General features: G+C 44.8%; 23 protein-coding genes and 4 tRNA genes. 11 read left to right on the top strand and 16 right to left on the bottom strand.

From position 1 onward, the window contains the following. Positions 1 to 10: 10 nt before the first annotated feature. Both glxR and hyi read right to left on the bottom strand, forming a co-directional pair. Positions 11 to 910: a 2-hydroxy-3-oxopropionate reductase gene (glxR, locus tag ICV39_RS07950; RefSeq protein WP_371816531.1), complete on the bottom strand. Its 900-nt coding sequence runs from the start codon at positions 908 to 910 to the stop codon at positions 11 to 13. Positions 911 to 945: 35 nt separating this feature from the next. After that, positions 946 to 1,725 (bottom strand): hydroxypyruvate isomerase, encoded by a 780-nt coding sequence (gene hyi, locus ICV39_RS07945; RefSeq protein ID WP_215390958.1) that lies wholly within the window; start codon positions 1,723 to 1,725, stop codon positions 946 to 948. Between the two features lie 145 nt (positions 1,726 to 1,870). Between hyi and ICV39_RS07940 the strand changes: the two genes are divergently transcribed. The 3 genes from ICV39_RS07940 to ICV39_RS07930 are packed head-to-tail and all read left to right on the top strand — an operon-like array spanning position 1,871 to position 3,603. Next, complete coding sequence (locus tag ICV39_RS07940; protein ID WP_215389567.1) at positions 1,871 to 2,476, top strand: hypothetical protein; 606 nt, start codon at positions 1,871 to 1,873, stop codon at positions 2,474 to 2,476. A 4-nt stretch (positions 2,477 to 2,480) separates the two neighbouring features. Then, a complete protein-coding gene (locus tag ICV39_RS07935; protein WP_215389566.1) occupies positions 2,481 to 3,341 on the top strand; it encodes a M48 family metallopeptidase in 861 nt (286 codons plus the stop codon). Between the two features lie 55 nt (positions 3,342 to 3,396). Beyond that, complete coding sequence (locus tag ICV39_RS07930; protein WP_215389565.1) at positions 3,397 to 3,603, top strand: hypothetical protein; 207 nt, start codon at positions 3,397 to 3,399, stop codon at positions 3,601 to 3,603. Positions 3,604 to 3,651: 48 nt separating this feature from the next. Here ICV39_RS07930 and ICV39_RS07925 read toward each other — a convergent pair whose 3' ends face one another. After that, positions 3,652 to 4,101: a DUF4118 domain-containing protein gene (locus ICV39_RS07925; protein WP_215389564.1), complete on the bottom strand. Its 450-nt coding sequence runs from the start codon at positions 4,099 to 4,101 to the stop codon at positions 3,652 to 3,654. A gap of 44 nt (positions 4,102 to 4,145) precedes the next feature. Between ICV39_RS07925 and ICV39_RS07920 the strand changes: the two genes are divergently transcribed. The 3 genes from ICV39_RS07920 to ICV39_RS07910 are packed head-to-tail and all read left to right on the top strand — an operon-like array spanning position 4,146 to position 6,793. Then, entirely contained in the window at positions 4,146 to 5,024 is an 879-nt protein-coding gene (locus ICV39_RS07920; RefSeq protein WP_215389563.1) for a carboxylesterase, read from the top strand. A 1-nt stretch (position 5,025) separates the two neighbouring features. Beyond that, on the top strand, positions 5,026 to 6,255 hold the full coding sequence (locus ICV39_RS07915; RefSeq protein WP_215389562.1) for a TolC family protein: 1,230 nt from the start codon (positions 5,026 to 5,028) through the stop codon (positions 6,253 to 6,255). Between the two features lie 16 nt (positions 6,256 to 6,271). Beyond that, positions 6,272 to 6,793: a hypothetical protein gene (locus ICV39_RS07910; RefSeq protein ID WP_215389561.1), complete on the top strand. Its 522-nt coding sequence runs from the start codon at positions 6,272 to 6,274 to the stop codon at positions 6,791 to 6,793. A gap of 56 nt (positions 6,794 to 6,849) precedes the next feature. Here the strand turns inward: ICV39_RS07910 and ICV39_RS07905 are convergent. From ICV39_RS07905 to gltX, 4 genes are all read right to left on the bottom strand, one after another. Next, a tRNA-Asp gene (locus ICV39_RS07905) sits at positions 6,850 to 6,926 on the bottom strand. A gap of 40 nt (positions 6,927 to 6,966) precedes the next feature. Next, a tRNA-Glu gene (locus ICV39_RS07900) sits at positions 6,967 to 7,042 on the bottom strand. A 35-nt stretch (positions 7,043 to 7,077) separates the two neighbouring features. Further along, a tRNA-Ala gene (locus ICV39_RS07895) sits at positions 7,078 to 7,153 on the bottom strand. An 81-nt stretch (positions 7,154 to 7,234) separates the two neighbouring features. Then, complete coding sequence (gene gltX / locus ICV39_RS07890) at positions 7,235 to 8,629, bottom strand: glutamate--tRNA ligase (RefSeq protein ID WP_215389560.1); 1,395 nt, start codon at positions 8,627 to 8,629, stop codon at positions 7,235 to 7,237. A gap of 64 nt (positions 8,630 to 8,693) precedes the next feature. On the opposite strand from gltX, the gene ICV39_RS07885 reads away from it, so the two are divergent. Next, complete coding sequence (locus ICV39_RS07885; protein ID WP_215389559.1) at positions 8,694 to 9,659, top strand: Hsp33 family molecular chaperone HslO; 966 nt, start codon at positions 8,694 to 8,696, stop codon at positions 9,657 to 9,659. Between the two features lie 23 nt (positions 9,660 to 9,682). Here the strand turns inward: ICV39_RS07885 and ftsB are convergent, their stop codons facing one another. From ftsB to ICV39_RS07865, 4 genes are read right to left on the bottom strand one after another with little or no spacing between them, the layout of a single operon-like run. Then, the gene (ftsB, locus tag ICV39_RS07880) at positions 9,683 to 9,988 is read right to left on the bottom strand and encodes a cell division protein FtsB (RefSeq protein WP_215389558.1); all 306 of its coding nucleotides are present in this window, start codon (positions 9,986 to 9,988) and stop codon (positions 9,683 to 9,685) included. Between the two features lie 14 nt (positions 9,989 to 10,002). Then, positions 10,003 to 11,289 carry a phosphopyruvate hydratase gene (gene eno / locus ICV39_RS07875; RefSeq protein WP_215389557.1) on the bottom strand — a complete coding sequence of 429 codons (1,287 nt, stop codon included), beginning with the start codon at positions 11,287 to 11,289 and terminating at the stop codon, positions 10,003 to 10,005. 48 nt (positions 11,290 to 11,337) lie between these two features. Further along, entirely contained in the window at positions 11,338 to 12,201 is an 864-nt protein-coding gene (kdsA, locus tag ICV39_RS07870; RefSeq protein ID WP_215389556.1) for a 3-deoxy-8-phosphooctulonate synthase, read from the bottom strand. A gap of 1 nt (position 12,202) precedes the next feature. Continuing rightward, positions 12,203 to 13,864: a CTP synthase gene (locus tag ICV39_RS07865; protein WP_215389555.1), complete on the bottom strand. Its 1,662-nt coding sequence runs from the start codon at positions 13,862 to 13,864 to the stop codon at positions 12,203 to 12,205. 109 nt (positions 13,865 to 13,973) lie between these two features. Here ICV39_RS07865 and ICV39_RS07860 point away from each other — a divergent pair, with 109 nt between their 5' ends. From ICV39_RS07860 to ICV39_RS07850, 3 genes are all read left to right on the top strand, one after another. Continuing rightward, the gene (locus ICV39_RS07860; protein ID WP_251372661.1) at positions 13,974 to 14,393 is read left to right on the top strand and encodes a DUF2147 domain-containing protein; all 420 of its coding nucleotides are present in this window, start codon (positions 13,974 to 13,976) and stop codon (positions 14,391 to 14,393) included. Between the two features lie 5 nt (positions 14,394 to 14,398). Continuing rightward, complete coding sequence (locus tag ICV39_RS07855) at positions 14,399 to 14,587, top strand: superinfection immunity protein (protein WP_215389553.1); 189 nt, start codon at positions 14,399 to 14,401, stop codon at positions 14,585 to 14,587. A 129-nt stretch (positions 14,588 to 14,716) separates the two neighbouring features. Next, a complete protein-coding gene (locus ICV39_RS07850) occupies positions 14,717 to 17,302 on the top strand; it encodes a bifunctional aconitate hydratase 2/2-methylisocitrate dehydratase (RefSeq protein WP_215389552.1) in 2,586 nt (861 codons plus the stop codon). 88 nt (positions 17,303 to 17,390) lie between these two features. Here ICV39_RS07850 and ICV39_RS07845 read toward each other — a convergent pair whose 3' ends face one another. From ICV39_RS07845 to ICV39_RS07835, 3 genes are read right to left on the bottom strand one after another with little or no spacing between them, the layout of a single operon-like run. Then, the gene (locus tag ICV39_RS07845; RefSeq protein WP_215389551.1) at positions 17,391 to 18,146 is read right to left on the bottom strand and encodes a spermidine synthase; all 756 of its coding nucleotides are present in this window, start codon (positions 18,144 to 18,146) and stop codon (positions 17,391 to 17,393) included. Between the two features lie 11 nt (positions 18,147 to 18,157). After that, the gene (gene purL / locus ICV39_RS07840; RefSeq protein ID WP_215389550.1) at positions 18,158 to 22,195 is read right to left on the bottom strand and encodes a phosphoribosylformylglycinamidine synthase; all 4,038 of its coding nucleotides are present in this window, start codon (positions 22,193 to 22,195) and stop codon (positions 18,158 to 18,160) included. Between the two features lie 21 nt (positions 22,196 to 22,216). After that, positions 22,217 to 22,891 carry an ABC transporter ATP-binding protein gene (locus ICV39_RS07835; protein WP_215389549.1) on the bottom strand — a complete coding sequence of 225 codons (675 nt, stop codon included), beginning with the start codon at positions 22,889 to 22,891 and terminating at the stop codon, positions 22,217 to 22,219. A gap of 86 nt (positions 22,892 to 22,977) precedes the next feature. On the opposite strand from ICV39_RS07835, the gene ICV39_RS07830 reads away from it, so the two are divergent. Continuing rightward, a complete protein-coding gene (locus ICV39_RS07830) occupies positions 22,978 to 23,553 on the top strand; it encodes an arylesterase (protein WP_251372660.1) in 576 nt (191 codons plus the stop codon). 8 nt (positions 23,554 to 23,561) lie between these two features. Here ICV39_RS07830 and ICV39_RS07825 read toward each other — a convergent pair whose 3' ends face one another. Together ICV39_RS07825 and ICV39_RS07820 are read right to left on the bottom strand one after the other, a co-directional pair. After that, positions 23,562 to 25,025 (bottom strand): peptidylprolyl isomerase, encoded by a 1,464-nt coding sequence (locus tag ICV39_RS07825; protein WP_215389547.1) that lies wholly within the window; start codon positions 25,023 to 25,025, stop codon positions 23,562 to 23,564. Between the two features lie 108 nt (positions 25,026 to 25,133). Continuing rightward, positions 25,134 to 25,209: transfer RNA gene (locus tag ICV39_RS07820), tRNA-Val, on the bottom strand. Between the last annotated feature and the right edge of the window lie 50 nt (positions 25,210 to 25,259).

Here is a 25,259-nt window from a genome sequence, read left to right as displayed (position 1 = left end):
TTGGGGCCGATTAGGACTTCTGCCCTACTTCAAAGTTAGCCATCATCTCAAGAGCTTTAACCATTGCTGAATGATCCCAAGCCTTGCCACCATGAGCTGAGCAAGAATTGAATAATTCTTGTGCTGTAGCAGTATTAGGCAGGGATACACCAAGTGATCTTGCGCTATTCAGAGCTAAATTCAAATCCTTCTGATGGAGTTCGATGCGAAAACCAGGATCGAATGTGCGCTTCACCATTCTCTCTCCATGAACTTCTAGAATCTTTGAGCCAGCAAAGCCACCCATTAGTGCCTGGCGAACTTTGGCTGGATCTGCACCCGCCTTTGAAGCAAATAACAATGCCTCTGCAACAGCCTCAATATTCAATGCAACAATAATTTGGTTTGCAACTTTTGTAGTTTGCCCATCGCCATTGCCGCCAACTAAATTGATGTTCTTTCCCATTAGGTCTAGAACTGGCTTGACCTTATTAAATACACCCTCTTCGCCGCCGACCATAATAGAAAGAGTTGCATTCTTAGCGCCAACTTCACCGCCAGATACTGGGGCATCTAAATAATCACAGCCGAGCGCATTTATTTTTTTAGCGAACTCTTTTGTAGCGATTGGAGATATGGAACTCATATCCACCACAATTTTTCCCTTACTCAATCCTGCAGCAACACCATTCTCCCCAAATAGTACTCTCTGAACATCTGGAGTATCAGGAACCATCGTAAAAATAATATCGGCATTCTGCGCCACTTCCTTTGGGCTAGAACATTGCTTAGCATTTGAGGTAGCAAGCAACTCAGGTACTTTGCTGCGCGTATTAATGAAAACAGAATGTCCAGCATTTACAAGATGACTGGCCATAGGTGCCCCCATAATTCCAAGTCCAATGAATCCAAGGTTTAATTGATTGCTCATAATGTCTCCGACTTTAATTGTTATGCCTTAATGTTTTAAGAAGTATGCTCATTTAACCAAGCAAGACCTGCCTCAGTAGTGGTTGCCGGCTTATATTCACAGCCAATCCACCCCTTGTAATCAATTCGGTCAAGATGCGCGAAGAGGTAACGATAGTTAATCTCGCCAGTGCCTGGCTCATGGCGACCGGGATTGTCAGCAAGTTGAATATGGGCAATACGATGTAGATATTTTTGAATGGTATTTGCCAGCTCGCCTTCCATGCGTTGAGCATGATAGATATCATACTGAAGATAGAGGTTATCAGCTCCCACTTCATCCATAATTTCAATTGCTTGGGTAGTTTTAGATAGATAAAAACCAGGAATATCGAACGTATTGATTGGTTCAATTAATAGACGCAAATTTGCTTTCTTTAGCTCAGAGGCGGCAAAGCGCAAATTATCAACAAAGGTAGTGCGCATAACATCAGGCTTTACACCTTCTGGCGTCTTGCCTGCTAAGCAATTTAACTGCCCTACGCCAAGAGTCTTGGCATATTCTATTGCCTTAGAAACACCTGCACGAAACTCATCAATTCTTTCAGGATGACATGCAATACCACGCTCACCTGCATCCCAATCTCCAGCAGGTAAATTATGGAGGACCAATTGCAATTGATTCTTGTCTAATTGGGCTTTTATTTCTTGAGCAGAAAATGCGTAGGGAAAAAGGAATTCAACCGCTTTGAATCCTGCTTTACCAGCCAAGTCGAAGCGCTCTAAAAATGGGGCTTCATTAAAAAGCATAGTTAAGTTAGCGGCAAACTGTGGCATTGGATCCTTTTGAAATGCTGAATAAATAGGAATCTTAACAAAGATAGACACATTCATCCCGAGCACGAATCAGGTCTTAAATAGCTAATTTTGAAGAAAATTGCGCTAATATTGATAGCAAGATCGTTTACTTATAAGGAACAGAATGAATATTCAATTTATCAAAGCCTCCTTAGGGCTTATAGCTGCAACCACTCTCTCAGCCGCAGCTGTTGCGCAAAGCAATTCGACCCCGACCCCTTCTAAGCCTATGGTGATCGATGCTGCAGTTGTCGACAATAGTTATTCCCTTTATGAGGGCGATGTTATTAAGGTTGATAAAAAAACTCGTACTATCACTTTTAAAAATAAAGAGGGTGAATCTAAGTTTGTTGCTGGACCTGAAATCACCAATTTCAATCAAATTAAAAAAGGTGATCACCTCAACGTGACTTATCAACTTGCTGTGGCAATTGAGTTAATTAAGACTAAGAGCGATGGCGTACGTAGTAAGGTAGAGACCAACACAGTCACAAGCTCCAAGGCAAATGAAAAGCCGGCTGAAACTATCGCAAACAAGACGACTATCATTGCTGATATCGTTGAAGTAAACCGCGAGAAAAAACTGGTTTCAGTAAAAGGTCCTAGCGGGAAAGTGACAACTGTTACTGTCAAAAATCCAGCTTTACTAGCTGACGTTAATGTGGGCGAGCAAGTAAAGGTAATCTACTACGATGCTATGGCTGCTTCAATAACAGCTCCTAAGAAGTAACTGGATGCAGTTTTTGGTTGTATGCAGTAAGGTTTTACTTTGTCTAGCTTTAACCACCCTGCTTCTGGCCTGTGCAAATGCAACAAGGTCAGGAGCAGTAGGCGTTAATCGCTCCCAATTTCTGGTGGTATCAGCTTCTGAAGTTGATCGCCTGTCTGCTGTTAGTTATAACGATCAGAATCAAAAGGCTAAGGAGAAAAATATTCTCATCACCTCCGGCCCTGCCTACGATAGGCTAAAGACTATTTCCAATCGACTTATCGCTCAAACTGGGGTTTTTCGTGACGATACCCAACAGTGGAATTGGCAACTCGTACTTATCAATGCACCAATACTTAATGCGACATGTGCCCCAGGCGGAAAAATTACCTTTTATACAGGGCTGATTGAGCAACTAAACCTCAATGATGATGAAATTGCTGCCATCATGGGTCACGAGATTGCGCATGCATTAAGAGAGCATGGACGTGAGCGTTTATCGCAAGCCATGGCCCAAAGCGCTGTTGCTAATATCGCAATGGCTGTAGCTGGACCCTATGGCTCGGCTGTAAGTGCCGCAAATCAAGCTGCCCAGTATGTGTTGGTTTTACCAAACTCACGTCAGAATGAATCTGAGGCAGATGCGATTGGATTGGAGTTGGCCGCTAGGGCTGGTTACAACCCAAGGGCGGCCATTAGTGTGTGGCAAAAAATGAATAAGGCCAATGAGGGCAAAGGCACATTTGAGTTCTTATCTACTCACCCTTCTGGCGACACTCGAATTGAGCAACTTACGGAATTGATGCCGGCTGTTGAACCCCTATATATTGCAACACTTAATGCAAAAACAATTCCCAAAAACCAAATGCAAAAGTCTCAAAAGTGATTGGGTTTATTTTTTGGCTGGGGTATCGCCAGGGTTGCTTGCTTGAGGAGGCTGCTTGGGTGATGTTGCTGGCAAAGGAGCTGGCTTCGCCGGTGGAGCTGCAGAAGGAGCAGGCGCGGCTGGTGCTGGTTTCGGGCTGCCGGTCGCCGAAGTAGGAGAGTTTCTATCAAATGGGTTGAATCCCAACCCAGCTGAAAAAGCAGGAGCGGAAATCAACACAGAGATTAAAATTGCTGAAAATTTAAGCATCATGCCATTGTGACACGGTTTCCTAAAAATTGCATTAGCACATAGCAAATTCATAGAAATACTAAGAAGACTGGTCTTTTGCCCTCTTAATGGTACTGCTAGCCTCGCTGAGCAACTGGAAGTTGCTATTGCTTACCCTGCCCATCAGGTCTGCCTTGTACCGCTCGCGCTGAAGCCATTCCACAATACCTACAGCTATTAAGGCAATCAATATGTAAGAAGCAAAAACGAATCCATCCTGGGGGGTTGGCATGTCAAAAGAGTCAAATGGGGGCACAAAGAAGAAAAAGGCCAAGGGTACTGACAATGCAATAGTCAAAACGCTAGGCAAATAACCGTAAAAAAGGGCTATTACTATGGTGTTCAGAATGAAAAATGTCATTGGGATGTTGCCCTGCAAAAATCCATGCAAGCTAAAACGTATGCAAAATGCAACAAAAACCCCGAATATTGCGAAGAAGTAAGCCTCGGGGCCACTATTTGCCCAACGTTTCGAATTAAGTAATTTCATGGGTAATAATGAAGTCTTATTGAATGGGCCAATCAAGCACCCGTATGAACGATTTATCAAACAAACAAGAACTATTTGAATCATTCTATCAAGGTAAAACCGGTAATGCAGTAGTTTTGCTCCCAGGTCTTTGCGGTTCGGCATTGGAAATGGGTGCCATTCCCCGCTTGCTTCAACAATCGGATATCAGCTACTTCATTCCTAAGATACCCGGTTATTCTGCGCACTCAAACCTGACCAAATACCCTGAATGGATAGACTTTATCGATCAACTGGTGATCGACTTGAGAAGAAGCCATAATTCAGTCTCACTTGTTGGGCTAAGCATGGGTGCCACTTTAGCGATCTCGGTTGCCAGCAGAAACCAGAAAATTCAGAGCCTTTGCCTTTTATCTCCAGTTTTATTTTTTGACGGATGGTCAGTTCCTTGGTACCACCCTTTTCTCTCACTTATATATAAGATCGGCATAAGAAATTGGCACTACCGGGAAACCGAGCCATATGGCGTAAAAAACAAGGAGTTAAGACGCCATATTCGAAAAGCCGTTCTGGCTAATAGCGTCAGCGAATTAGGAGCTGCTCATTTACCTGCTCGACACCTCTATCAATCATTGCAACTAATTAAGGACGCTAAAAAATCATTAGGCGAGATCAAGGCTGATGTTTTGGTCATCCATGCAATCGATGATGAGACGGCATCACCCAAAAACCCAGATCTCATCCTTCATGAAATTGCATCAGAAACCAGACGCGTAATTTGGCTTGGTAATTCATATCACATGATTACTGTTGATAATGAGAGGGAGATCGTTGCCAACGAAGTCATTAATTTCATTAAACAAAATAACGAAAAGTCTATTTTGGTGCAGCATTTAAATGCCAATACTCCGAATCTGATTATTAAAAACAGAGGATCCAACTAATATGGATCGCAAAAATTTAAGCTCGGTCGCTGGCTTTTGCGTTTTTTTGTATTGCTCTATTGCGTCAGGGCAAAGCTTTCCTCCTTATAAAACTCAAGACACCAACTTTCAGGCAATCACGCTATCCTCCTACCTAAATGAATTGAATGAAAAAAATTCGAGCATTAAGGTAAAAAAACTCAACACTGAATCCGCTTTATCTATTGCCAAACAAGCTGGCACACCCCGTCTCAGCCCACTATTGACCTACTCAAAAGGTAGTATCTATACACAACAGCCTTATGTTGGATATACGAATCCCTCATCTAATACTTTTGGCGCGACAGTAACGATTGAAGGATGGGGAAAGCGATCTGCACGGGAAGCATATGCCCAAGCCGAGGCTAATCGTCAACTTGCTGAAACGGTGAATGAGTCGCGATCTGTAGAAACGCAAGCAATATTTAATTACATCGATGCCTTGCGTACAAAGCTCCTATGGCAATCCTACCAAGGAGCTATAGACCAGTTAAGTTCAATCAAGGGTGGCGAGTCAACCAGATACAAAAATGAATTTATTTCCACCCAAAAAACTCTTAATAACGATTTGAAGTTTTTTTCATACGGATTGCTAAATTACTTGGGTGAGACCGATAAGGCTCTTCCACTCCCTGTTGGCAACCTCAATATTGAACCTAAGAAATTTAACGTTAGCGAGCTAGTAGCGCATGCTCTTGAAAAAAGGCCGGATGTATCCACAAATAGGGCATCCATTGAATCTGCATCCGCGAATTTGGAGTTGGTGCAAGCAAATCGAAATATCGACTTTATGCCAGGCGTTTACTACACTGAAACGCCACCCTACACATCGAGTGGCATAGGATATGGATCCCAGAAATCGTTTAGTTTTATTTTGACCGTGCCTCTAGGCAATGGCTTTGTGGACAATTCAGATGTTTTGGCTGCATCCAACACCGTTACAGAGCATGAAATTAACTTAAGCTCCACAAAAACTAAGATACTCACTGAGATTAACCAAACTTATTTGCAATATGAGTCTGCTCAGGAACGGTTAAAAAATGCGAATTTAGCGTTTAAACAGGCAATTAGCCAAAAAAATAGTGGCATATCAGGCATTTTGAAGTATCGAGAGACTGAAGGAGAGCTGATAGAGGCCAGAGCCATTCACGCGAAAACACTGATACTATTAGAACGATTGGGCGGTAATTTTGAAGTCCCGAGCATGAATTGAAACAGAAAGGTAGCAAATGAAATCTATTGATAGTTTCTTTAGGAAAGTTGCATTTCTGTCAGCAGTCTCATTTGCAGCCATGAGTTTTTCAGCATTGGCTACGGAATCTCAGACTTTAGCTCAACAACAAGCAGCAGCAAAAGCAGCTGCGGCTGCGGCAGCAGCAAAAGCAGCTGCGGCTGCGGCAGCAGCAAAAGCAGCTGCGGCTGCGGCAGCAGCAAAAGCAGCTGCGGCTGCGGCAGCAGCAAAAACTTCGGCAACTATCGCTGCAACAGCAAAACCCGTCGTTAGCCCCAGCTCTGCTGCATCCACTACAAGCACAAGTTCAACCAAAGCAGTCTCATCACCTGCAACAACCTCTACATCCACTCCTGCTACTGCAAACAAAACTACTACCGCCACAACTCAAACTGTTGCCGTGAAACCATCAGTCAACTCAGTTTCTGGAAGCTATGACAAATCATCTGGTCAGTCTGCAAATCCGGGCGGTCCTACAGATAGTAATAATTTTGCGAGCACCTCACCGACGTCGCAATAGTATCTAGAGTCAATAATTAAAAAGCCTCCGAATGGGAGGCTTTTTAATTAGGAATTTGGCGGAACGGACGGGACTCGAACCCGCGACCCTCTGCGTGACAGGCAGATATTCTAACCAACTGAACTACCGCTCCAAATTACTTCAAGGTACCGCAACTACAGCAACCAATTATTTGGCGTCCCCAGGGGGATTCGAACCCCCGTACTCACCGTGAAAGGGTGATGTCCTAGGCCTCTAGACGATGGGGACCTAGACTACTTTGTACGTCTTCTGTTTTGAAATCTTGGTGGAGATAAGCGGGATCGAACCGCTGACCTCTTGCATGCCATGCAAGCGCTCTCCCAGCTGAGCTATACCCCCGAAATCTCGCAACAAAACCACAAGACAATCAAAACAATCCAAGATTTTAGCCTATTTTTGTGCAACTGCGCAAATTACACGCTAGACCAGCCTGGAAAGCCGATTTATCACCTCATCCTTGCCCAATACAACCAAGACTGCATCGATGGCTGGGGTCTGGGTGGTAGCAAATAATCCATAGCGAACAGGCATAGCAAGCGCAGGCATTTTTAGTTGATACTTAGCCAAAACTTGTTTAAAGGCAGCGCTATAAGATTCTTTATTTGGCTCGGCAGCATTAATTGCCTCAATCAAATCTTTTAGAGCCGGAACAATTGTCTCTGGAATATTTTCTGCAATTTGCTCAGCAGTTAATTGTGGTGCAGGTAAATAAAAAAGTTTTGAGCCCTCTGCAATTTCAATTAAGGTGTTTGCTCTGTCTTTTAATAATCCAACTACTTGAACAAAATCTGGGCCATGTTCAGTGTCAATTCCTAATTCATGGGCAAATGGTTTAGTTGCTTCCGCTAACTTAGCTGCATCTGCATTTTGAATATATTGATGATTCAACCAAAGCAATTTTTCTGGATTGTGTTGAGCGGGAGAGCGTCCGAGACTCTCTAAATCAAACCAGTTTACAAATTGCTCTTTTGTAAAGACCTCAGCATCTCCATGGGACCAACCCAATCTAGCAAGGTAATTCAAGATGGCTTCTGGCAAATAGCCAGCCTTTTGATAGTCTCTAACGCTCATTGCACCATTGCGTTTACTCATCTTTTCGCCAAGATCATTTAATACTGTTGGCAAATGCGCATAGATTGGTGGTGTACCGCCTAAGGCCTTCATGATATTGATTTGTCTTGGTGTATTGTTCACATGATCATCGCCTCTGATCACATGAGTGATCTTCATATCGAGGTCATCAACCACGACACAAAAGTTATAAGTAGGTGTCCCATCGGGTCTAGCAATGATGAGATCATCTAATTCATCGTTAGAGATTTCAATCTGACCTTTAACCGCATCATTCCAAATAACCGATCCGCCAATAGGATTTTTAAAGCGGATTACTGGCAATACACCCTCAGGAATTGTTGGCAAAGTTTTGCCTGGCTCAGGCCTCCACAAACCGTTATAGCGTGGCTTTTCTTTGTTTGCCATTTGTTGGTCGCGAAGATGATTCAACTCCTCTTCACTCATATAGCAGGGATAAGCCAAACCAGCATCCAGCATTTGCTTGATTACTTCGCGATAGCGATCAATGCGCTGCATTTGGTAAATAGGACCCTCATCGATATCCATGCCAAGCCAAGCCATTCCCTCAATAATCACATCAACAGCCTCTTGAGTGGATCGCTCTAGGTCGGTATCTTCAATGCGCAAAATGAAGTCGCCCTTATTGTGACGAGCAAAAGCCCATGGATAAAGCGCGCTGCGCAGGTTTCCCAAATGTATAAAGCCCGTGGGACTTGGGGCAAAGCGTGTACGAATATGCATAAGCCCTATTATCTCAGGTCGGCTAAATGGGCGGTATTTTCAAAAAAAGTGGATACTTTCAACCATGAATGAACTACTTGTATTTATTTGTGATGGTGCACCCGTTCGCGGGGAAATAGTTTCCATTGGCTCTGCCTGGCAGGCTGTTTTGGAGCGACGCAATGACCCTCCAGCGGTTCGCAAAATACTAGGTGATTTTGTTGGAGCCGCCACCCTTCTTAGCGCCAGCCTTAAATTTGATGGCACTTTAATTATCCAAGCCCAGAGTAAAGGCCCTATTCAGCTTTTAGTGGTTGAGTGCAAATCTGATCTCAGCATGCGTGCGACTGTAAAGCTTTCAGTGGAACCTTCGGAAATTGACCATAAAGCAACTCTAGGCGAATTATTAGATGCCAGCAACACTGGGAGACTAGTCATTACGCTTGATCCGGCAGATCGAGAGCCGGGACAGGCACCTTACCAGGGAATTGTTGCTCTTCAGGAATATTTCGGTGATGAGCTCAGGCCTGTTGCAAATGCTGCTGAAGCAATTGCTTTGTATATGCAAAATTCAGAGCAGTTAGATACACGCATCTGGCTTAGCTCAGATGATAAAAGTGTTGGCGGCCTACTCTTGCAACGACTACCAAACTCTGGGGGTCATAGCCATCTTGACCCACAATCAGCGGCGGAAGGCTGGTCTCGTATTCAGACTCTTGGCGAGACTATTACCAATGAAGAATTGCTTACCCTGCCCCCACAAACAACCTTGAGAAGACTTTTCCTAGAGGAGTCTATGGAATATGGGGTGCGGAGCTTTCCAGTGCGCCCTATTCGGTTTTCATGCACCTGTTCACGCAATAAAGTAGCTGATGTACTGAGGATGCTTGGCGAAGAGGAAGTTCAGGGCATCCTAGAAGAACGTGGATCCGTTGAAACGATTTGCGATTTTTGCGCTAAGCCCTATCGCTTTGATGCAGTTGATTGCCTGCAGGTATTTAAAACGGATTTATTAAGCGATGCTACAAGGCCCCCATCGAAGGGTCACTAAGTTAGTTAGTCAGTTAAGTCTGCTTACTGCTTTGTAGGGGGTGCAGAATTTGATTTGTCTGCTGGCAAGATTTGCACAAAGAACTCACCCTCCTTGATGAGACCATGTTCAACACGTGCACGCTCTTCAATTGCGCGGGTTCCATCCTTTAAGTCCTTTACATCACCAGAGAGCTTTGCATTGCGAAGAGCCAAGAGACTATTTTTAGCCTCTTGTAGCTCTACTTGCTTCTCCATTTCATACACTTTTAGCCATCCACCCTTACCTAGCCATAGCGGGAACTGGATTGCAATTAGCAATACCAGCATGGAGTAGATGACAATGCGCATAAATAACGAATGTATTAGCGACTTAGGTTATAAAAAACAGACTTGCCTGGATAAGTAGCGACATCACCCAAATCTTCTTCAATACGGAGTAATTGATTGTATTTAGCAATACGGTCTGAGCGGGACAGAGAACCAGTCTTAATCTGGCCAGCATTTGTACCAACTGCAATATCCGCGATAGTACTGTCTTCAGTTTCGCCTGAACGATGAGAAATCACAGCAGTGTAATTCGCACGTTTTGCCATCTCAATCGCAGCAAAAGTCTCGGTTAATGTGCCGATCTGATTGATTTTGATCAGAATGGAATTAGCAATACCCTTCTCAATACCTTCTTTCAAGATACGAGTATTGGTAACAAAAAGGTCATCGCCAACCAACTGAATCTTCTTGCCAAGCTTCTTCGTAATGTCAGCCCAACCATCCCAATCGCTTTCATGCATGCCATCTTCAATAGACACAATCGGAAACTGATCAGCCAAATTACCTAGATAGTCTGAAAACTCACTAGAGCTCAGTTGCAAGCCCTCTCCTGACAAATGATATTTGCCATCTTTGTAAAACTCGCTTGCTGCGCAATCTAGCGCCAACAATACATCTTCACCAGCTTGATATCCAGCACCTTCAATAGCTTTCATAATTGTTTGCAAGCACTCATGATTACTCTTGAAGTTTGGTGCAAAGCCACCTTCATCGCCAACAGTTGTTGGCATACCTTGAGATCCGATAATCTTTTTGAGTTCATGGAAAATCTCAGCGCCACATCGCAGAGCATCGCGGAAGCTTTCAGCGCCTACTGGCATGACCATGAATTCTTGGATATCTAAACTGTTATTTGCGTGGGCGCCACCATTCACAATGTTCATCATTGGAACTGGTAACTGCATGCCACCGGAGCCACCAAAGTAACGATATAAAGGCAATCCAGCCTCTTCAGCAGCAGCTCTTGCTACTGCCATAGATACTGCCAATGTTGCATTAGCACCTAATCGAGCCTTATTGTGAGTGCCATCTAAGTCAATCAGGGTCTTATCTAAAAAAGCCTGCTCGCTCGCATCTAAACCAAGGATAGTTTCAGCGATTTCGACATTGATGTTTTGAACGGCTTTTAATACACCCTTACCTAGATAGCGAGATTTGTCGCCATCACGCAGTTCAATGGCTTCGCGTGATCCAGTTGACGCACCCGATGGCACGGCCGCACGACCCATCACGCCCGATTCAAGCAAAACATCACACTCTACCGTTGGGTTGCCGCGTGAATCTAAAACTTCTCTACCGATTATGTCAACAATGGCGCTCATGCACCTTCTCCTTAAAACAATATGAAATTGGGTATCTAATAAACTTGGTTACTTAAAGCTATCTTCTAAAAAAGCATTGCTTGATTTCACAGCGCTATCAATTGAAAGCAAGGACTCCAGCAGTTCTCTCATGCGATTAAGCGGTACGGCGTTAGGGCCGTCTGATAGCGCTTTAGCCGGATCCGGATGTGTTTCCATAAATAGCCCACTAATGCCAACAGCAACGGCTGCACGGGCCAATACAGGAACAAATTCTCGCTGACCACCGCTGGAGCTTCCTTGGCCTCCAGGAAGCTGGACAGAGTGGGTGGCATCAAAGACTACAGGCGCCTTTGATTCTCGCAATATTGCAAGACTACGCATATCCGATACAAGATTGTTGTAGCCAAATGACGCACCGCGCTCACAAACCATAAATTGATCAAGAAGACCTTTCTCAGCCGCAGCAACTCTAGCCTTCTCAATCACATTGAGCATCTCATGTGGAGATAGAAATTGACCTTTTTTAAAGTTGACTGGCTTACCGCTCTGAGCACAGGCACGTATAAAGTCTGTTTGTCTGCAAAGAAATGCGGGTGTTTGTAGGACGTCTACTACCTGGGCGACTGGTGCAATCTCTGCAATGTCATGAACATCAGTTAAGACAGGTACACCTATTTGCTTTTTCACTTTAGCAAGAATCTCAAGACCCTTATCCATTCCCAAGCCACGATATGAATTACCTGATGATCGATTGGCTTTATCAAATGAAGATTTGTAAATAAAAGGGATGTTAAGTGAGGATGCAATTTCTTTTAGCTGTCCGGCTACATCGATAGCTGACTGCTCCGACTCAATGACGCAGGTTCCAGCAATCAGAAAAAAACGTTGGTCTAAGCCAATGTTGTAGCCACAAAGCTTGAAGGCGCTCATATTAGACTACCTGCTTTAATGCGGTATCTTGATGTACAAGTGCCGCCTTGATAAATGCCGAAAACAAAGGATGTCCATCACGCGGCGTAGAAGTGAACTCAGGGTGAAACTGAACGCCAAAGAACCATGGGTGCATAGAATCAGGCAACTCCATCATTTCAGGCAATGATTCGTTAGGTGTTCTGGCTGAGATAACCAAACCTGCTTGCTCGAGTTTTGGCACGTACACATTATTGACTTCATAGCGATGACGGTGACGCTCATTTACCTCGGCACCATAAATGCGATGGGCAAGTGTATTTGGCTTGATTGGGCAGCGCTGTGATCCAAGACGCATTGTTCCGCCTAAATCTGAATCATTGGTACGTTTTTCAACGCGACCTTCGCGATCAAGCCATTCGGTTATCAGTGCAACTACTGGACTATCCGTATCAGCGTCAAACTCTGTGCTATTTGCTTTGGCGATATTGGCCACATGACGTGCAAACTCAATTACAGCCAGCTGCATTCCCAAGCAAATACCTAAGTAAGGAACATTGTTTTCACGTGCATATCGAATCGCAGCAATCTTACCTTCTGTTCCGCGCTTACCGAAACCTCCAGGAACCAGAATGGCATCTAGCTCATTAAGGCACCCTACTCCATCCTTTTCGATTTGCTCAGAATCAATGTAGTTGATATTGACGCGTGTGTGCGTATGGATGCCAGCATGGCGCAAAGCCTCGATAAGCGACTTATAAGACTCTGTCAGCTCTACATACTTGCCAACCATACCAATAGTCACTTCATGCTTAGGATTGGCAAGCTCATAAACCAGATTTGCCCATACCGAGAGATCAGCAGGTTTAGCAATTAGCTCCAGCTCGCGGCAAATGAGATCATCCATCCCTTGAGAGTGCAGCATTTCAGGAATCTTATAGATTGTGTCGACATCCCAAACGGAGATCACAGCCTCTTCTCTTACGTTTGAGAAAAGAGAAATCTTTGCACGCTCATCATCTGGTATTGGACGATCTGCGCGGCAGAGAAGCACGGTTGGCATGATGCCAATTTCTCTTAACTTCTGAACAGAGTGCTGTGTTGGCTTTGTCTTGAGTTCGCCAGCGCTGTTGATATAAGGGACAAGGGTTAAATGCACAAAAGCGCAGCTATGAACTGGAAGGCGCAAGCTCATTTGTCTTGCAGCCTCTAGAAATGGGAGGGATTCAATATCGCCTACGGTACCGCCAATCTCACAAATAGCGACATCCGCTTTACCATCGTGACTTGCCTTAGCACCACGCTCTATAAATGCCTGAATCTCATTGGTAATGTGTGGAATAACTTGAACCGTTTTTCCTAAATATTCACCACGACGCTCTTTGCTAATGACAGATTCATAAATCTGTCCCGTGGTGAAGTTATTGCTCTTGCGCATCTTTGCAGAAACAAAGCGCTCGTAGTGACCCAAATCTAAATCGGTTTCTGCGCCATCTTCGGTAACAAAAACCTCGCCATGCTGCAATGGGCTCATGGTGCCCGGGTCAACGTTGATATATGGATCTAATTTTAGGAGGGTGACTTTCAGGCCGCGGGATTCGAGAATCGCGGCAAGCGAGGCAGCTGCGATTCCTTTCCCTAAAGAAGAAACCACACCACCAGTGACAAAAACGTATTTGGTCATCGCTTAAGCTCTGTTGGAAAAAGTAATTATAACGATAGCTGAGGGTAAACAGCCGATTTGAAACAAGTTAATATGGCTGTAAATGATTAAAAAAATAGCACTCCCCCTTATGTTCTCTACCCTCCTAGGGTTAGCAGGCGCGGCATCCGCTCAAACTTATGACTCAATCACGGGTCTCTGGAAAACCTTTGATGATGAGACAAATCAGCCCGCTGCCCTAGTGCAGATTATTGAAAAAAATGGTGTTTTTTATGGGGCGATTACCAAACTGCTGGACACATCGGGCCCCTCCATTTGCGAAAAGTGCACGGATTCTCGAAAAGGGAAGCCAATATTAGGCATGGAGATCCTAACCGGCCTTAAAAAGACCGGGGAAAGCTACACCGGCGGTCAAATTCTGGATCCTGATGACGGCGAAATTTATAAGGCTGAAATGAAATTAAAAGATCAAGGGGCTAAATTGGATCTAAGGGCCTACATTGGCATTCCCCTGCTTGGCAGAACCCAGACCTGGATTCGAGAGAAATAAGCTCAATGCGTCTACTATTTGCCGTTCTTATTGCCCTACTATCCCTATTTTATTTCATGCCTTTTGCGATTGCTTTCAACCGTAAACGTGCCAACACTGGGGCTATTTTTGCCCTAAACCTGTTTTTGGGCTGGTCACTCATTGGCTGGGTAGTTGCCTTGGTTTGGTCTCTAAAAGAAGAAAATGTGGTCTAGAACTACCCACTAAAACCCTTAGGGTTTAAACTCTTATATAAGACTTAAATTAGTAACTATAATTGGCTTAATCGGGTAAAAATACCCTTTTGGCTTGTCTTTTATCACTTTTACCGCATAGGAACCACCATGTTAGACGCCTATAACGCCCAAGTTGCTGAACGTGCCGCCCTTGGCATACCCGCTCTCCCGCTAACCAAGGATCAAGTAGCGGAATTAGTAAAGCTGCTCAAGAACCCACCAGCAGGCAAAGAAGCAGAGTTAGTTGACCTAATTACTAACCGAGTTCCAGCTGGCGTGGATGAGGCCGCAAAGGTAAAAGCTGAGTTTTTGGATGCAGTAGCCAAAGGCACAGAAAAATCTCCGCTGATCTCTCGTGTAAAGGCAACTGAATTACTCGGCACCATGCTTGGTGGCTACAACATCAAACCATTGGTTGAACTTCTCTCTGATGCTGAGTGTGGCTCCGCTGCTGCTGCAGCTCTAAAGAAAACCTTGTTGATGTTTGACTACTTCCATGACGTTCAGGAATTAGCCGAAAAAGGCAATGCAAATGCCAAGGCTGTTTTACAAAGCTGGGCTGATGCCGAGTGGTTTACAAGCCGCCCTGCTGTTCCAGAAAGCATGAAGTTGACTGTATTTAAAGTTACTGGCGAGACCAATACAGACGATCTATCTCCAGCACCTGATGCTTGGAGTCGTCCAGACATCCCATTGCATGCAACGGTAATGCTCAAGAACCCACGTCCTGGCATTGAACCTGATGAGCCTGGTGTACGTGGCCCAATGAAGCAAATCGAAGCCCTACAAAATAAAGGTAACTTGATCGCTTACGTAGGCGACGTTGTTGGAACTGGTTCATCCCGTAAATCCGCAACCAACTCAGTATTGTGGTGGACAGGCGAAGATATTCCATTTGTACCTAACAAACGTTTTGGTGGCGTTTGCTTGGGCACTAAGATTGCTCCAATCTTCTTCAATACCATGGAAGATGCTGGTGCATTGCCAATCGAGTTAGATGTGTCGCAAATGAATATGGGTGACGTTATTGAATTGCGCCCATATGAAGGAAAAGCCTTCAAAGATGGCAAAGAAATTGCGACTTTCTCACTCAAGTCTCCAGTGATTTTTGATGAAGTACGTGCCGGTGGTCGTATTCCATTAATTGTTGGGCGTGGCTTAACAGCAAAAGCTCGTGCTGCACTAGGCTTGCCTGCTTCTACAGAATTCCGCGTACCAGTTAGCCCTCCTGATAACAAAAAAGGTTTCAGCTTGGCACAAAAAATGGTTGGTCGCGCATGCGGTCTGCCAGAGGGTCAAGGCGTACGCCCAGGAACCTACTGCGAGCCACATATGACGACTGTGGGCTCACAAGATACGACTGGTCCAATGACTCGTGATGAGTTAAAAGATTTGGCTTGCTTAGGCTTCTCTGCAGATTTGGTAATGCAATCTTTCTGTCATACCTCTGCCTATCCAAAACCAGTCGATATTCGGACTCATCATGAATTGCCTGCTTTTATGACTAATCGTGGTGGCGTTGCATTGCGCCCAGGTGATGGCGTGATTCATAGCTGGCTCAATCGCTTATTACTCCCAGATACTTGCGGAACTGGTGGCGATAGCCATACTCGCTTTCCAATTGGCATCTCCTTCCCAGCTGGTTCTGGCTTAGTTGCATTTGCTGCAGCCACTGGCGTAATGCCGCTTGATATGCCTGAATCTGTATTAGTGCGCTTCAAAGGAAAAATGCAACCAGGCATCACATTGCGTGACTTGGTAAATGCAATTCCACTGTATGCGATCAAAAAAGGTTTGCTGACAGTTGAAAAGCAAGGCAAGAAGAATATTTTCTCTGGTCGAATCTTGGAAATCGAAGGCTTGCCCGATCTCAAAGTTGAGCAAGCATTTGAACTATCTGATGCATCAGCTGAGCGTTCTGCTGGTGGTTGCGCAGTTCAATTGAACAAAGAGCCAATCATCGAATACATGCAGTCTAATATCACATTAATGAAGTGGATGATTGCTAATGGCTACGAAGATAAGCGTACCCTAGGTCGCCGTATCAAAGCAATGGAGGCTTGGATTGCTAAGCCCGAATTACTCAAGGCCGATGAAAACGCAGACTATGCCGAGATCATTGAAATCGATATGAACGATATCAAAGAGCCAATCCTAGCCTGCCCTAACGATCCAGATGATGTGAAGTTCCTCTCTGAAGTTGCTGGCGAGAAAATCGATGAAGTATTTATCGGTTCTTGCATGACCAATATTGGCCACTTCCGTGCTGCAGGTAAAGTGCTTGAAGGCAAATCAGATATCCCAACACGCTTGTGGATTGCGCCTCCTACCAAGATGGATCAAATGGTTCTAACTGAAGAAGGTTACTACGGCATTTTGGGTCGTACTGGTGCACGCATGGAAACCCCAGGTTGCTCACTATGTATGGGTAATCAAGCGCAAATCCGCAAGGGCTCTACTGCTGTTTCAACTTCAACACGTAATTTCCCAAATCGTCTTGGTATTGATACACGCGTGTTCCTGGCTTCTGCCGAATTGGCATCTGTTGCGGCCTTATTAGGACGCCTACCAACTCCAAAAGAATATTTGGAGCAAGTTGAGTCTCTGAATGCGAAATCAGCCGAAGTCTATCGCTACATGAACTTTGACAAGATCAAGTCATTTAGCGAAGTGGCTGATACCGTTACGGTGTAATGGAATTACGCCGATATAGTCGGCTTAACAATAAAAAGGCGATCTAGTGATCGCCTTTTTATTTAGACATTAATTACCAAAAACAAATCTAAATGCTTAGCCTATTTTCTTGGCGGGCATTGGCGCGACTGAGGCCCGATGCCCATGTATTTGTTGGAAGCCCAGTCTTGTTCATGATCAATTTGGCACGTTTTCCAACATCTTTCCACTCAACGTCTAATTTGGGGCCTTTGAACGCCATTGCTACAACGTTGCAATCATGTGATTCTGGAAACAATAAAACGCGATTATCAAAAGCCTCGCAAATATTCTTGAGGTTGATGTCGAAGCTTTTATGACGTGAAAACAGATTCACTGTCATTACGCCTGGACTTTTGAGAATGTTGAAGCAGCCCTTGTAGAATTCAAGCGAGCTAGCAGCTGGTCCATCACATATAGCATCGTACAAATCTACTTGTACGGCATCGAACTGATTCTTATAGCGACTCGATTGAACAAATGCTTTCGCGTCAGTTTGTAGGGTTTCTAACCTACGATCATCATTAGGGGTAGAAAACATGGAGCGCGCAGACACAATAACTGCTGGATTTAACTCCACCACCGTAGTTTTAACTGCAGGGCAATGACGATACTGAAACTTAGTCAAAGCACCTGTTCCAAGGCCTAGTTGAGCAACCCTCATTCCCGGCTTTGTTTCAAGAAACAGTAGCCAGGCCATCATCTGCTGGTTGTACTCGAGATAAATTTCGTCAGGGTCACGAATGCGCATTGCACCCTGGATCAAATCTGTACCAAAGTGCAAATAGCGAATTCCCCCGCTTTCGGAGAAAGTTACTGGTTCCATCGCTAGCAAGTTTATTTTGCCCAAACGCGAGCGTTACGGAACAAGCGTAACCATGGGCTAGCACCATCAGGCGAATCAAGCCACTCAGGTGGGCACCAACTCATTTGCGCCGCTCGGAAAACTCGCTCTGGATGAGGCATCATTACCGTGAAACGACCATCAGGAGTGGTAACCCCTGTTAGACCGCCAGGTGAACCATTTGGATTCATTGGGTAAATCTCAGTTGGCCTACCAGAATGATCCACAAATCGTAGAGCGGATAAGCCTTGGCTTTGAATTTTCTCCAAATTTCCTTGTTGACTGAAATTAGCAAACCCCTCGCCATGAGCGATAGCAATTGGAAGCCGACTTCCTTCCATGCCTTGAGTAAAGATCGATGGAGAAGCCAATACCTCAGCCATTACTAAGCGGGCTTCATACTGCTCTGATTGATTGCGTGTAAATTTAGGCCATGCTTCAGCACCCGGAATAATTCCCGCAAGATTACTCATCATCTGGCAACCATTACAAACACCTAAAGCAAAACTATCTTGTCGATTGAAGAATGTCTCAAATTGATTACGCAACTGCTGATTAAACAAAATAGTCTTTGCCCAACCTTCACCCGCACCAAGAACGTCTCCGTAGCTAAATCCACCACAGGCGATTAAACCCCTGAAATCATCTAGCTTAGCCTTGCCCCTCAGGAGATCCGACATATGCACGTCATAGCTATCAAAACCAGCCCAGTTCATGGCATAAGCCATTTCGACGTGTGAGTTCACACCCTGCTCACGCAAAATTGCCACTTTAGGTCTAGCGTTTTTATTGATAAATGGCGCAGATACGTCATCAGCAATATCGAACGTCAATTTAGGCGACATGCCAGGGTCAGCTAGGTTGTCTAATAGCGCAAACTCTGAATCAGCGCAGTCTGGGTTGTCACGCATACGAGCAATTTGATAGCTCGTATTAGTCCACATCTTTTGCAATACCTCACGTGGTTCAGCAAATATACTCTTTGCATCACGCCAGATTTCTATACGGCCATTTGTATTAGGCTTGCCAATGACATGACTAAACGCACTTAGACCAAGCTTACGCAATGTAGCAAATACAGCATCTCGATCGACTCTGCGAACCTGAATTACCGCGCCAAGCTCTTCATTAAATAATGCGCGCATAGTTTGCTCGTGACGACGACCAGAAACTTGTTGCGCCCAATTCTTGGCATCGCCGTGATCTGGTTCTTGACCAGCATCAACTGCAATCATGTCGACGTTTATTGATATGCCTGCATGAGATCCAAAAGCCATCTCAGCAATACACGCTAGTAAACCACCATCAGAACGATCATGGTAAGCGAGTAATTGATTGTCTTTGCGAAGCTCAATAATGGCGGCGGCAAGATTCTTGAGATCTTCTGGATGGTCAAGGTCTGGAGCAGTCTTGCCTGACTGATTTAATACCTGCGACAAGATACTGCCTGCCATGCGATTTTTACCGCGACCCAAATCAATCAAGATCAATTCAGTTTCCAGGGGCGAGCCGTCTGAATTATTAAACTTAAGCAATGGGGTTGCAGTTTTGCGAACGTCGTGTACCGATGCGAATGCAGAAATGATCAAAGAAACTGGAGCAACTACCTTCTTGGCTTGACCACCCTCTTTCCACTCTGTAGCCATGGACAGGGAATCTTTACCCACAGGGATTGAGATTCCAAGGGCAGGACAAAGTTCCATTCCAACTGCTTTAACAGAGTCATAAAGCTTTGCGTCTTCACCGGGCGCACCACAAGCCGCCATCCAGTTTGCAGAAAGCTTTACATCTTCAAGTCGATTAATATCGGCAGCTAATAAATTCGTTATAGCCTCACCAACTGCCATACGAGCAGCCGCAGGTGCATCAATTACCGCCACCGGAGTACGCTCACCCATGGACATCGCTTCACCGCGATATCCTTTGTAATCCATCATAGTGACGGCGCAATCTGCCACAGGAACCTGCCACGGACCGACAAACTGATCACGCGCATTTAAACCACCAACTGTGCGATCACCAATCGTAATGAGAAATGATTTACTGGCAACTGTTGGTTGTTGTAGCACCCAAGCAATAGACTGAGCCAAATCCACATCAGTTACATTCAACTCTGCAAAAGATTGGTGCTCACGCTTTACATCGCGATGCATGCGTGGTGGCTTACCTAATAAGACCTCCATTGGCATGTCAATCGGCAAGGCATCGTCGGATCCCGCGGGCTGCTTCGAATCAAGTAATCGCAATTGGCGTTCTTGAGTTGCTTCGCCTACAACCGCAAACGGGCAACGCTCCCGCTCACAGAAGGATTTGAATAGATCTAGGTCTTTATCTTCAATAGCCAATACATAACGTTCTTGGGACTCGTTACACCAGATCTCAGCAGGACTCATGCCGCTTTCCTCAAGCGGCACGCTGCGCAACTTAAATTGAGCACCCAACCCTGCGCCATCAGCCAATTCAGGGAAGGCATTTGATAAACCACCAGCACCAACGTCATGAATTGAAACAATTGGGTTTTGATCACCCAAGGCACGGCAAGCGTTAATCACCTCTTGAGCACGACGCTCCATTTCTGGATTGCCGCGCTGTACAGAATCAAAATCTAGATCCGCAGTGTTCGTGCCAGTAGATACAGAACTACCAGTTGCTCCACCCATACCAATTCGCATTCCAGGGCCACCCAGCTGAATCAACAAATGGCCAGACTGAATTTCTTTTTTATGTGTATGAATTGAATCAATACTGCCGATACCGCCAGCAATCATGATGGGCTTATGGTAACCACGTCGTAAGCCGCCAAGTGTCTGCTCGAATACTCTGAAATAGCCACCTAGAATTGGTCGCCCAAACTCATTATTAAATGCAGCTCCCCCCAGAGGTCCCTCAGTCATAATTTGCAGGGGTGTTGCAATACGTTCAGGTTTTCCGTATTGCTCCTCCTCCCATGGAAGATTAGTTCCGGGAATATTGAGATTAGAGACAGAGAAACCAGTTAATCCAGCTTTAGGGCGCCCGCCAATTCCAGTGGCACCCTCATCTCGAATCTCGCCACCGGCACCAGTTGATGCACCAGGAAAAGGGGCAATTGCAGTTGGATGATTATGCGTCTCTACCTTCATCAAGGTGTGAACTAGACGAGTGTCTTTTACATAACGATGTTCATTACCTTGTGGAGCCCATGTCTCTGCTTCACATCCAGCCATAATCGCTGAGTTATCTGAATACGCAACAATCGTACCTTCAGGCTGAAGCTGATGAGTATTGCGAATCATGGCGAACAATGATTTATCTTGCTCTTGGCCATCAATCGTCCAGCTGGAATTAAAAATTTTATGGCGGCAATGTTCACTATTAGCTTGAGCAAACATCATTAGCTCTACATCACTGGGATTGCGATTGAGTCGCGCAAAATTATCCGCAAGGTAGGTAATTTCATCATCAGACAAGGCCAAACCAAGCTCTTGGTTTGCTTTGTCTAGAGCCGATTTACCCTCTGTCAATACTGGTACACGCGCCAATGGGCGATCATCTAATGTTTGATACAGCTGATTGGCCGATTCAACGGAATCAATCACTGACTCCGTCATCCGATCATGAATTGTCGCCAAGACAAGCTGGTGTTGCTCAGAATTTAAAGGCTTTTTTGATTTCCATGAGAACTGAACGCCACGCTCAATTCTCAAAACATCTAAACCACATTGCCGAGTAATATCTGTCGCCTTACTAGCCCATGGTGAAACGGTGCCAAATCGAGGAACAACAATTGCACCCTGAATATTGCCTGAACCTTTTCCAAACCATGATTTCCCAGCAGACAATTGAGAAACAAAAGGCTGACCATAAGTCAAAAGATTCTGAAGAACTTGTTCCTTATCTTGATCAACCTTTTCTTCGGACCAGATAAAGTGTAAAAATTGCGCCTCAATTGAGTCAAGATCTACTCCCTGAGATTTCAAGGAGGCCAATAGGCGTTGTTGGCGGAAGGCGGAAAGCGCAGTTGCGCCGGGCAAAAAGTGGAAAAAAGACATTCCTAGATTATAAGGTTTTACCTACGCCAAACGACCGCCCCGGAGGTGGATTTGGCGTTGACACCTACCAGCCAAGGCTGGGTCATGGGTAACCAATATCAGGGTGGATTGGTTGGCCTCATTTAGGTCAAAAAGCAAGTCAATGACCCGATTACCACTGGCTTCATCCAGACTTCCTGTGGGCTCATCCGCAAAGAGGATTTTAGGTTTAGTAATAAAGGCTCGTGCCAGCGCTACTCGCTGCTGCTCTCCCCCAGATAGCGTTTTCGGAAAATGATTAAAACGACCTTGAAGACCCACCTTCTCTAAGCATGCCATAGCCTCACTGAGTCCATTTGGATGACCTTGCATTTGAGCTGGCAAGGCAACATTCTCAAGGGCTGTCAAATGAGAAAGTAACTGGAATGACTGAAACACAAATCCAATGTGCTCCCCACGTAATTTCGCCCTTCCGTCCTCATCTAATTCACCAAGGTTTTGCCCCATTAAGGAGACATATCCGGAACTAGGAAGATCCAATCCAGCCATAAGACCGAGTAATGTGCTCTTTCCAGAGCCTGACGCTCCAGTAATGGCGACGCTCTCTCCATGATCTATAGCAAAGCTAATGTCGTGCAAAATAGTCAAAATACCATCACTTGATGAAACCTCTTTATCAAGATGATTAGCGATAAGGGCCTTTGCAGAAATAGTCATATATGCATCAAAAACGTATAGCCAAACTGTTTGAAAAATATACTTTAATTGGTCTATTTTGCCTGTTATTTACATTCAGCTCTTGGGTGAGCGCTAATCCTGTGATCTTGGTCCTGGGGGACAGCCTTTCTGCTGAATATGGCTTACCGCGTGGGAGCGGTTGGGTAAAACTGCTAGAACAAGAATTGCATAAGCAAGGAAGTAAATTGTCTGTATTTAATGCCAGTATCAGCGGGGAAACCAGCTCTGGCGGACTAACAAGACTCCCCGCCCTCTTAGAGTCTAAAAAACCTGGAATTGTGTTTTTGGAATTAGGCGCAAATGATGCATTACGGGGCTTAACGATTGAACAGACTAAAGAGAACCTACAAAAAATGATTCAGCTGTCTAAACGGTCTGGAGCAAAGGTGCTGCTATTTGGCATGCAGATACCACCAAACTATGGACAGCAATACACCAAACAATTTAAGGATTTATATCCAATGCTTGCATCACAAGAAGGTATTCAACTTCTGCCATTCTTTTTAGAGGGCGTAGCTCAGCATAAGGATTTATTTCAGGCGGATAACATTCATCCAAATGTTGCAGCCCAATCCATTCTCTTCAAAAACGTATGGGGCGCTATGGCCCCATATCAATCGATATTATTTCCTAATAAATAATATCGAAATTAACTGCCAGAACCGCTGGATAGTGGTTTAAGTGGATTAATAACTTTTACGCTAGCAGCATCACGCCAGTAAGCCATGAAGCCAGCAAACTCAGACTGAGCTGCAAGCGCCTGTATTTGCTGAGCCTGGGCCTTATGAACCTTAGCATCCACCCCGGTTGGTTGACGAATTTGATCAACACGGTACAGTGTCGCGCCAACCCCAGGATTGCTTACCGAAACTACGGCTGGGAATCTATCTGGGTTAATCGACATCACATCATCTAAAGCTGGGCCTACCAAATTAGTGGGCTTGTTTCGAGATACCCATACAGGGGGAGCAAAACCAGAAGCATTTTTAGGATCCTTTTCCAGTGCTGAAAATTTCTCAGCAGCTGCAGCCACTGCAAGCTTTTCAGCAGCACGCTGACTTACTTGTCGTTTCACTTCACTTGCAACATCTTTAAATGGAAGGATTTGTGCTGGATGAAAAGTAACGACTCGAGCGGATACAAAAACTCCTGGTGAAGTTTGAACGGCCTCAGTGTTACGTTTATTTTTTATCGCTTCGTCACCAAACAGAGACTGAACCACTTTAGGATTGGCCAGGGGGTGATCTTTCGATACACCGGTGGGACCAGATCGAGTCATCCCCTTTTGGCTTTGAACAGTCAATTTCAACTTATCAGCGGCTGGCTTCAAACTATCAGACTGGTCGTAAGTCATATTAGCGAATTGATCGGCCTTCTCGCTAAACACTTTGGCATCTTCTTTAGGATCGGCTTTAAGTACGATGTATTCAACATCGACGTATTCAGGGTTTTCAAATAATTTACTATTCGCGTCATAGAAGGCCTGAAGCTCCTCTTGCGATGGATTCACCTTACTTAAATAATCTTTTGCATTAAAGGATAGTGATTGCACCTGACGTTCAGTTTCATAAAGCGTAGAAATCACTTCGGATAATTTTGGGGTACCGATCTCGGTGCGCGCAACAGAGTTAACTAATTGGTTAATTTTTAAATCAAATGCTTGGCTTGCATAGAACTGCTCTTCATTTAAACCATTACTAGCAAGTAACTGCTTAAAACGCGCATCATCAAAGCTGCCATCCTGACGATACAAAGCGCGAATTTGTGGAATGCCCTGCAAACTTTTAATCAATGCTTCTTTACCAACTTGTAAACGTAAATTTTGTACAGCGAACCCAAGAATACGTTGTTGTAACAACTCATTTAATATGGCTTGACGAAATTGCAGACTTTGCGCAATTTGCAAATTACCACCAACTCTTTCCGCTTGACGCTTGGCCGCGTTATCGACTTCTTGAGCGGTAATTGGCTTGCCGCTGACCTTGACCAAGTCAGTTTCCTTATCCATAAAACTGGAATAACTGGAAATCCCGAACATCACAAATGATGGAACGATAAACAGCATCAGAACCAATTGAAGTATTTTTTGGTGTTTTCGAACGGTATCAAACATGAATATTCTGGCCAATAAAGTTAAGCAATTAAGCGTGCAACTTTAAGAGTTTACTAGGCTATGGAGATTCAGAGGGTAAAGCCAAGAACAGGCTTTCGAGGTAATTTTTGGTGGGCGCTGAGAGGCTCGAACTCCCGACATTCTGCGTGTAAGGCAGACGCTCTACCAACTGAGCTAAGCGCCCCAAAACATTACAGGTGAGATTGTAACCCAAGCGCAGAATTCTTGATAAAA

Source organism: Polynucleobacter sp. MWH-UH25E (assembly GCF_018687095.1).
In the GTDB taxonomy this organism is placed as follows: domain Bacteria; phylum Pseudomonadota; class Gammaproteobacteria; order Burkholderiales; family Burkholderiaceae; genus Polynucleobacter.
Note: the sequence above shows the minus strand (reverse complement) of the source record. Positions and strands in the feature narration are given on the sequence as shown.

Excerpts from the sequence above, each read along its gene's own strand:
- ICV39_RS07825 (WP_215389547.1), bottom strand. The coding sequence starts at position 25,025 with ATGTTTGATACCGTTCGAAAACACCAAAAAATACTTCAATTGGTTCTG.
- ICV39_RS07925 (WP_215389564.1), bottom strand. The coding sequence starts at position 4,101 with ATGAAATTACTTAATTCGAAACGTTGGGCAAATAGTGGCCCCGAGGCT.
- ICV39_RS07935 (WP_215389566.1), top strand. The coding sequence starts at position 2,481 with ATGCAGTTTTTGGTTGTATGCAGTAAGGTTTTACTTTGTCTAGCTTTA.
- ICV39_RS07850 (WP_215389552.1), top strand. The coding sequence starts at position 14,717 with ATGTTAGACGCCTATAACGCCCAAGTTGCTGAACGTGCCGCCCTTGGC.
- ICV39_RS07845 (WP_215389551.1), bottom strand. The coding sequence starts at position 18,146 with ATGGAACCAGTAACTTTCTCCGAAAGCGGGGGAATTCGCTATTTGCAC.
- glxR (WP_371816531.1), bottom strand. The coding sequence starts at position 910 with ATGAGCAATCAATTAAACCTTGGATTCATTGGACTTGGAATTATGGGG.
- purL (WP_215389550.1), bottom strand. The coding sequence starts at position 22,195 with ATGTCTTTTTTCCACTTTTTGCCCGGCGCAACTGCGCTTTCCGCCTTC.
- ICV39_RS07885 (WP_215389559.1), top strand. The coding sequence starts at position 8,694 with ATGAATGAACTACTTGTATTTATTTGTGATGGTGCACCCGTTCGCGGG.
- ICV39_RS07860 (WP_251372661.1), top strand. The coding sequence starts at position 13,974 with ATGTTCTCTACCCTCCTAGGGTTAGCAGGCGCGGCATCCGCTCAAACT.
- ftsB (WP_215389558.1), bottom strand. The coding sequence starts at position 9,988 with ATGCGCATTGTCATCTACTCCATGCTGGTATTGCTAATTGCAATCCAG.
- hyi (WP_215390958.1), bottom strand. The coding sequence starts at position 1,725 with ATGCCACAGTTTGCCGCTAACTTAACTATGCTTTTTAATGAAGCCCCA.
- ICV39_RS07855 (WP_215389553.1), top strand. The coding sequence starts at position 14,399 with ATGCGTCTACTATTTGCCGTTCTTATTGCCCTACTATCCCTATTTTAT.
- ICV39_RS07920 (WP_215389563.1), top strand. The coding sequence starts at position 4,146 with ATGAACGATTTATCAAACAAACAAGAACTATTTGAATCATTCTATCAA.
- gltX (WP_215389560.1), bottom strand. The coding sequence starts at position 8,629 with ATGCATATTCGTACACGCTTTGCCCCAAGTCCCACGGGCTTTATACAT.
- ICV39_RS07915 (WP_215389562.1), top strand. The coding sequence starts at position 5,026 with ATGGATCGCAAAAATTTAAGCTCGGTCGCTGGCTTTTGCGTTTTTTTG.
- ICV39_RS07910 (WP_215389561.1), top strand. The coding sequence starts at position 6,272 with ATGAAATCTATTGATAGTTTCTTTAGGAAAGTTGCATTTCTGTCAGCA.
- eno (WP_215389557.1), bottom strand. The coding sequence starts at position 11,289 with ATGAGCGCCATTGTTGACATAATCGGTAGAGAAGTTTTAGATTCACGC.
- kdsA (WP_215389556.1), bottom strand. The coding sequence starts at position 12,201 with ATGAGCGCCTTCAAGCTTTGTGGCTACAACATTGGCTTAGACCAACGT.
- ICV39_RS07835 (WP_215389549.1), bottom strand. The coding sequence starts at position 22,891 with ATGACTATTTCTGCAAAGGCCCTTATCGCTAATCATCTTGATAAAGAG.
- ICV39_RS07940 (WP_215389567.1), top strand. The coding sequence starts at position 1,871 with ATGAATATTCAATTTATCAAAGCCTCCTTAGGGCTTATAGCTGCAACC.
- ICV39_RS07865 (WP_215389555.1), bottom strand. The coding sequence starts at position 13,864 with ATGACCAAATACGTTTTTGTCACTGGTGGTGTGGTTTCTTCTTTAGGG.